This is a genomic window from Actinokineospora spheciospongiae, assembly GCF_000564855.1.
Lineage (GTDB): Bacteria > Actinomycetota > Actinomycetes > Mycobacteriales > Pseudonocardiaceae > Actinokineospora > Actinokineospora spheciospongiae.
This window is the reverse complement of the sequence record NZ_AYXG01000207.1, coordinates 1-7356: the sequence shown is the minus strand read 5'-3', so window position 1 is coordinate 7356 and position 7356 is coordinate 1. Positions and strand designations below refer to the sequence as shown.

The 7356-nt window shown below is 74.6% G+C and carries 6 protein-coding genes; all 6 read left to right on the top strand.

What is annotated here, in order from left to right:
* Positions 1–2153 (top strand): hypothetical protein (locus UO65_RS38355; protein ID WP_233427846.1); only part of this gene is annotated, 2153 nt, incomplete at its 5' end.
* Positions 2150–3148 carry an HAD-IIA family hydrolase gene (locus tag UO65_RS26355; RefSeq protein WP_035287611.1) on the top strand — a complete coding sequence of 333 codons (999 nt, stop codon included), beginning with the start codon at positions 2150–2152 and terminating at the stop codon, positions 3146–3148. The genes UO65_RS38355 and UO65_RS26355, both read left to right, overlap by 4 nt.
* Before the next feature lie 10 nt (positions 3149–3158).
* Positions 3159–3338 carry a hypothetical protein gene (locus UO65_RS26350; RefSeq protein ID WP_110081044.1) on the top strand — a complete coding sequence of 60 codons (180 nt, stop codon included), beginning with the start codon at positions 3159–3161 and terminating at the stop codon, positions 3336–3338.
* Positions 3339–3342: 4 nt separating this feature from the next.
* Complete coding sequence (locus UO65_RS26345; protein ID WP_035287605.1) at positions 3343–4149, top strand: TlyA family RNA methyltransferase; 807 nt, start codon at positions 3343–3345, stop codon at positions 4147–4149.
* A complete protein-coding gene (locus UO65_RS26340; protein ID WP_035287603.1) occupies positions 4146–5036 on the top strand; it encodes an NAD kinase in 891 nt (296 codons plus the stop codon). The genes UO65_RS26345 and UO65_RS26340 overlap by 4 nt, the downstream gene beginning before the upstream one ends.
* An 87-nt stretch (positions 5037–5123) precedes the next feature.
* On the top strand, positions 5124–6917 hold the full coding sequence (recN, locus tag UO65_RS26335) for a DNA repair protein RecN (protein WP_035287601.1): 1794 nt from the start codon (positions 5124–5126) through the stop codon (positions 6915–6917).
* Positions 6918–7356: the final 439 nt, after the last annotated feature.

Here is a 7356-nt window from a genome sequence, read left to right as displayed (position 1 = left end):
GCGGCGGTGGCTACCAGGGCAAGTCCTCCGACCGCGATTCCCGTGGCGGCGGCTACCGCTCGGGCGACCGCGGCGGCTACCAGGGCCGCGACGACCGGGGCTCCCGCCCCACGGGCGGCGGTTACCCCCGTCGCGACGACCGCACGACCTCCCGCGACAGCGACCGCACCCCGCGCCGCGACGACCGCCCCCAGTCCGGTGGCTACCCCCGCCGCGACGACCGTGACAACGACCGCGGTTCCCGCTCGACCGGCGGCTACCCGCGCCGTGACAACGACCGCGGTTCCTTCCGCGATGACCGCACCCCGAAGCGCGACGACAACCGCGGCTTCACCCGTGACGACCGCGGCCCCAAGCGCGACAGCGACCGCGGCTTCTCCGGCGACCACCGTGGTCCGAAACGCGACGACGACCGCGGTTTCCGCCGTGACGACGATCGCGGCCCCAAGCGCGACAATGACCGCGGCTTCACCCGTGACGACCGTGGCCCCAAGCGCGACGACGACCGCAGCTTCTCCCGTGACGATCGTGGTCCGAAGCGCGACGACCGCAGCTTCTCCCGCGACGACCGCGACTCGAAGCGCGACGGCGACCATGGCTCCTCCCGCGAGGACAGCCGCGACTCCCGTACCCCGTCCGGCGATGACCGCACTCCCCAGCGCGACACCGGCACCTTCCCGCGCGACGACGACCGCGACTCGAAGCCCGAGGCGGACCTCCACCGCCAGGACAACCTCGAACCCCAGCGCACCTCCGACGCCGACTCCCCGCGCGGGGACGACACCGTTGACGGTGAGCCGGGTGGTGGGCGCGCGGACCGCCAGGGCGACTCCGTTGCGACCACCGACGAGCGCGCCGCCGCGCAGGGTGAACGAACCTTTGGCGAGAACGAGGGCGCATCCGCTTCCGGTGCGGTGAGTGGCGCGTCCACAACGGACAGTCGGGATCGCTTCGCCGACCGGGAAAGCCGTCCGCGCAAGGAGTTCGACAAGCCGCGCTCCGGTGACCGGCGCGCTCCCCGCAAGGACGACGACGTCGCCCCCGTCCACAACGGACCGGCGGTGCCGGAGGGTGCCGACTACTCGCAACTGGACGTCGAGGCCCGGGCCGGGCTGCGCAGCCTGCCCAAGTCGCTGGCCGAGATGGTCGGCAGGCACCTGGTGGCGGCGGGCATGCTGATCGACGAGGACCCCGCGCGGGCCCTGGTGCACGCCCGCTACGCCCGGGAGCGCGCTTCCCGGGTCGCCATCGTGCGGGAGGCGGCGGGGTTGACCGCCTACCACGCGGGGGAGTGGGCCGAGGCCCTGTCCGAGTTGCGCGCGGTGCGGCGGATGAGCGGCGGCAACACGCACGTCGCCGTCATGGCGGACTGCGAGCGGGCGCTGGGCAGGCCGGAGCGGGCGCTGGAGCTGGCCAAGGAGGCGGGCACCGACCTGGACCCGGAGGTGGCCGTGGAGCTGCGCATCGTCAGCGCGGGTGCCCGCCGGGACATGGGCCAGTTGGACGCGGCCGTGGTCGCCCTGCAGGGCCCCGACCTCGACGTCAAGGTGCGCAAGCCGTGGAGTGCGCGCCTGTTCTACGCCTACGCCGACAACCTGGAGGCCGCAGGCCGCGACCAGGACGCCATCCGCTGGTTCCTCAACGCCGCCCAGGCCGACGACGACGAGGACACCGACGCCGCCGAGCGCGCCTTCGCCCTCGGTGCCGACGAGTCCGAGATCGCCGCCGCCCTCCCGGGTGAAACCGTCGAGATCGAGGACGACGCCGACGACGCCGACGACGCCCCCGTGGCCACCGACCGCACCGGCCACACGATCGAGGACGCCGTCCTCCTCGACAGCACCGCCTCCGACAGCACCGCCCCGAATGGCAGTGCCCCCGATGGCGGCGCTTTCGACGGTGGCGCTCCGGACGGCACCGCCTCCGGCAGCGGCGCTGTCGAGCGCGGCCCTTCCGAGGGAGATGTTCCCGACAGCGGCGGTCCGGGCAGCGACGCCTCCCCCGCGACCGCTGATCTCCCGAACGGGAGCGACCTCCCGACGGAAGGCGACCTGCCCACGGGCAGCGACCTCCTCGACGGCGACGGCCGCCCCCGGGCCGCCAACCCCGAGGGTCCCGAGGACCGGACCGCGGGTCAGCCGGAGAACCGATGAGCGACGGCCTGCTCGACCGCTACGACGCCCTGCTGTTCGACCTCGACGGCACCGTCTACCGCGGCGGGCAGGCCCTGCCCGCCGCGGCCGAGGTCGTGGACCGCGCGCACGCGGCGGGCGTCGTCGTCCGGTTCGTGACGAACAACGCCTCCCGGGCCCCGGAGACCGTCGCCGAGCACCTGCGGGGCATGGCGGTGCGGGCCGACGCCGCCGAGGTGTCCACCAGCGCGCAGGCGGCGGCCGCGGTGCTGCGGGGCCGGTTGGCGCCCGGTGACCACGTGCTGGTCCTGGGCACCGACGCCCTCGCCGACGAGGTCACCGCCGTGGGCCTCACGCCCGTGCGCGGGTTCTCCGCCGACGTCAAGGGCGTATGCCAGGGCCTTTCGCCCAAGATGACCTGGGAGGACCTGGCCGAGGGGGCGCTGGCGATCCGGGCGGGCGCGTTCTGGGTGGCGTGCAACGTCGACCGCACGCTCCCGACCGACCGCGGTCTGCTGCCCGGCAACGGTTCGCTGGTGCACGCCCTGCGCGTGGCGACCGACCAGGAGCCGGAGGTGGCGGGCAAACCGGCCACCCCGCTGATGGACCAGTCGATCCGTTCCGCGGGTGCCGCGCGCCCGCTGGTGGTCGGCGACCGGCTCGACACCGACATCGAGGGCGCGGTCAGCGCCGGGGTCGACTCGCTGCTGGTCCTCACCGGGGTCGCCACCGCCGCGGACCTCCTGGCCGCCGGGCCGCACGAGCGCCCCACCTACGTCGCGGCCGACCTGACCGCGTTCGACCGGCCCGCGGACGAGCTGGTGATCCGGGCCCGGCCCGGGTGGGCCGTGACCGTCGACGGCGGCCGGGTCACCATCACCGGCGACGGTGATCCGCTCGACCTCCTGCGCACCCTCTGCGCCGCCTGCTGGGCGGCGGGCGGCGACGCGCGGGCGCTGCACCCGGACCCCGCCGCGGCCGCCGCCCTCACCACCCTCGGCTTCCGCATCGGCTAGCGTGGAGCCCGTGCACCCAGCTCCACTCCCCGGCCCTCCCGGGCCCCCGCCGGTCAGCGACGAGGCGATCGCCGACGCCGTGGCCGGGCTCGACGGGCTCGACCGGTTGCCGGTCGACGAGCACGTGGCCCGGTTCGACGCCGTGCACGTGGCGCTGACCGCCGCGCTCGCCTCCATCGACAAGGTCTGAGCCGGTGCCCAGGAGGGCGCGACTGGACGCCGAGCTGGTCCGCCGCGGGCTGGCCCGCTCCCGTGACCACGCGTCGCAGTTGATCGCCGACGGCCGGGTGACCGTGCACGGGACCGTGGCCACCAAACCCGCCACCGGTGTCGAGACCGGTGCCGCGCTGGTCGTGCGCGAGGTGGTGGACGACCCGAACTGGGCCTCGCGCGGCGCGCACAAGCTCATCGGCGCGCTGGACGCGTTCGACCTGTCCCCGGACGGCAAGCGCTGCCTGGACGCGGGTGCCTCCACCGGCGGGTTCACCGACGTGCTGCTGCGCCGGGGTGCGCGGCAGGTGGTGGCGGTCGACGTGGGGCGGGGGCAGTTGGTGTGGCGGCTGCAGACCGACGACCGCGTGGTGATCATGGACAAGACGAACGCCCGCGAGATCACCCCGGAGGGCATCGGCGGGGCGGCGGACATGGTCGTGTCGGACCTGTCGTTCATCTCGCTGCGGTTGGTGCTGCCCGCGCTGGCCGCCTGCGCCACCGACGACGCCGACGTCATCCCGATGATCAAGCCGCAGTTCGAGGTGGGCAAGGAGCGGTTGGGCGCGGGCGGGGTCGTGCGCGACCCGGCGGACCGCGCCGACGCCGTGCGCAACGTCCTGCGGGCGGCCGGTGAGGCGGGCCTGCGGGTGCACGGGGTCGCGGCCAGCCCGCTGCCGGGGCCCGCGGGCAACGTGGAGTACTTCGCCTGGCTGCGCCGGGGCGAGCCGTTGGCGGCCGAGGTGGCCGCCGAGCTGGTGGAGACCGCTGTCCGGGAAGGTCCGCAATGAGCCCTGCACGGGAGATCCTGCTGGTCGTGCACACCGGTCGCACCGAGAACCGGCGCACCGCCGAGAAGGTGGCGGGGTGGTTCGGGTCGGCCGGGGTGCTGCTGCGGGTGCTGGAGAGCGAGGCGCCCGACCTGGACCCGTCCTGCTACAGCCGGGTGGTGCCGGTGGGGCCCAAGGCCGCGGAGGGCGCCGAGCTGGTGTTCGTCCTCGGCGGTGACGGCACGTTCCTGCGCGCCGCCGAGCTGGCGCACGCGACCGGGGTGCCGGTGCTGGGGGTGAACCTGGGCCGGGTGGGGTTCCTGGCGGAGGCGGAGTCGGACGCGCTGGAGGACGCCGTGCAGCGCGTCGTCGAGCAGACCTACCGGGTGGAGGAGCGGATGACGGTCGACGTCACCGCCACCGTCGACGGCGTGGTGGTGGCCGACACCTGGGCGCTCAACGAGGCCAGCGTGGAGAAGAGCAGCCGGGAGCGGATTCTGGACGTGATGATCGAGGTCGACGGGCGTTCGGTGTCGTCCTTCGGTTGCGACGGGGTGCTGTGCGCGACGCCCACCGGGTCCACCGCGTACGCCTACTCCGCGGGTGGGCCGATCGTGTGGCCGGACGTGCAGGCCATGCTGGTGGTGCCGAGCAACGCGCACGCCATGTTCTCCCGGCCCATGGTCGTCGGCCCGCACTCGCGGGTGGCGATCGAGGTTGACCCGGAGGGCCACGAGGCGGTGCTGTGCTGCGACGGCCGCCGCACGGTGGAGATCCCGCCGGGGGCGCGGATCGAGGTCCGGGGTGGGCGCACCCCGGTCCGGCTGGTCCGCCTGGGTGACGAGCACTTCACCGACCGGTTGGTCGACAAGTTCGACCTGCCGGTGCACGGGTGGCGCTTGCGGTGACCCCGCCCACGTGCCCGACCCGGTGTTCGGCCCGGCTGCGGGGTGCGAGCCTGCCGGCTGACGGTCCCAACCGCTAGGGTGCGCTCTGTGCTAGCCGAGATGCGCATCCAGGACCTCGGCGTCATCGATGAGGCCACGCTCGAGCTCCACCCCGGTTTCACCGTGGTGACCGGGGAGACCGGTGCGGGCAAGACGATGGTCGTCACCGGGTTGCACCTGCTCTCCGGTGGCAGGGGCGAGGCGTCGCGGGTCCGCAGCGGGAAGTCCAAGGCCGTGGTCGAGGGGCGGTTCGAGGGGCTCACCGGGTCCCCCGCCGCCACCGTCGCGGGCAACGCGGGAGCAGAACCGGAGGACGACGGCAGCCTGATAGCGCTGCGCAGCATCAGCACCGACGGCCGGTCCCGGGCCCACCTGGGCGGCCGGTCGGTCCCGGTCGGCGTGCTCGGTGAGCTGGCCGAGCAGCTCATCGCCGTGCACGGGCAGAACGACCAGTTGCGCCTGCTGCGCTCCGCCGAGCAGCGCGCGGTGATCGACCGCTTCGCCGGTGAGGACGTCCACGAGGCCCTGTCGGCCTACCAGCGCGTCCGCGACGAGTGGATCTCGGTGTCGACCGAGCTGGCCGACCGCACGAACCGGGCGAAGGAACTCGCCCGCGAATCCGAGGTCCTGCGCCTGGGCGTGGAGGAGATCACCGCGGTCGACCCCCAGCCCGGCGAGGACACCGAGCTGGTCGAGCGCGCCCGCCGCCTCGCCGACGCCGACCAACTGCGCGAGGGGGCCACCGGCGCCTCCTACGCCGTCTCCGGTTCCCCGGACGGCGACCCGGACGTCCCCGGTGCCCTGGGCCTGATCGGGGAGGCCCAGCGCCGCCTGGCCGCCTCCGAGGACCCCCGGCTGCGCGAGCTGGAGCCCCGCCTGGCCGAGGCGGCGGTCCTGCTGACCGACGTGGGCGCCGAGCTGACGGCGTACCTGGACGACCTGGACGCCGACCCGGCGGTGCTGGAGCAGGTCCTGGCCCGCCAGGCGGAGCTGAAGGCCCTCACCCGCAAGTACGCCGCCGACGTCGACGGTGTGCTGGCCTGGGCGCGGGACGCGGTGGACAGGCTGGCGGGCATGGACACCTCGGAGGAGGCCCTCGCCGAGCTGGCCGCCCGCCGCTCGGCCCTGGCGGTGGAGCTGGCGGACATCTCCACCGGCCTGACCGCCTCCCGCACCGAGGCCGCCGAAGCCCTGGCGAAGGCCGTGACGGACGAATTGGGCGGGTTGGCCATGGGCCAGTCCAGCCTCCAGATCAGCGTCCGCCCCCGCCCCGCCGAGGCGAACGACCCGCTGGCCCTGGAGGTCAACGGGACGCTGCTGCACGCGGGCACCGGCGGCGTCGACGAGGTGGAGATCCTGCTCGTCGCCCACGACGGCGCCCACCCCCTCCCCATCCACAAGGGCGCCTCCGGCGGTGAGCTGTCCCGGGTGATGCTCGCCATCGAGGTCGTCCTCGCCCACTCCGACCCGGTCCCCACCCTCGTCTTCGACGAGGTCGACGCGGGCGTGGGCGGTCGGGCGGCGGTGGAGATCGGCCGCCGCCTGGCCCGCCTGGCCCGCAGCCACCAGGTCATCGTGGTCACCCACCTCGCCCAGGTCGCCGCCTTCGCCGACCGCCACCTGATCGTGGACAAGGGCATGCGGGGCGGCGTCACCCGCAGCGACGTCCGCACCCTGGACGAGGGCGACCGGGTGGTGGAACTCGCCCGGATGCTGGCGGGCATGGAGTCCACCGAAACCGGCCGCGCCCACGCGGAGGAACTCCTCGCCCTGGCCGAGGGCGAGAAGCACGACTGGGAACTCACGGGCAAGCCCCGCCCGTCCCGCCGCAAGCGCACCTGATCGGTCCTGCCCACCGCCCGGGTCCGCGAAGCCACGCTTCGCGGACCCGGGCGGTGGTGTGTTCGGGGTCGCCGCGCCTGGAGAGGGAGCGGAGCAGCACCGCCCCAGCCGGGGCGGTGGCGTCGGTGGGGCCTGTGGTCATCTGCAACCAGGGTTGGTTGCGGGTGCGCGCAATCGAGGCGGCGGTGTGGGCGCGGGTGGGCGGCCAGCCGCCCACAGGCTTGCCCCCCCAGCACCCCCGCAAGTCGCAGGACCCCCGCAAGTCGCAGGCCGGCCCAGTCACAGAGCAAGCCAGTGGGCATGCGCGTGGCGGTGATCCACCACCACGCGCACCCGGGCCGGGCGTCGGCGCGAGCGGGCGGCCACGGCGCGGCAACGCGGTGAAGCGCTGGATCGGGTGGTTGTTCTTGGTTGGGGGAGAAGACCCTCTGCCAAGCTG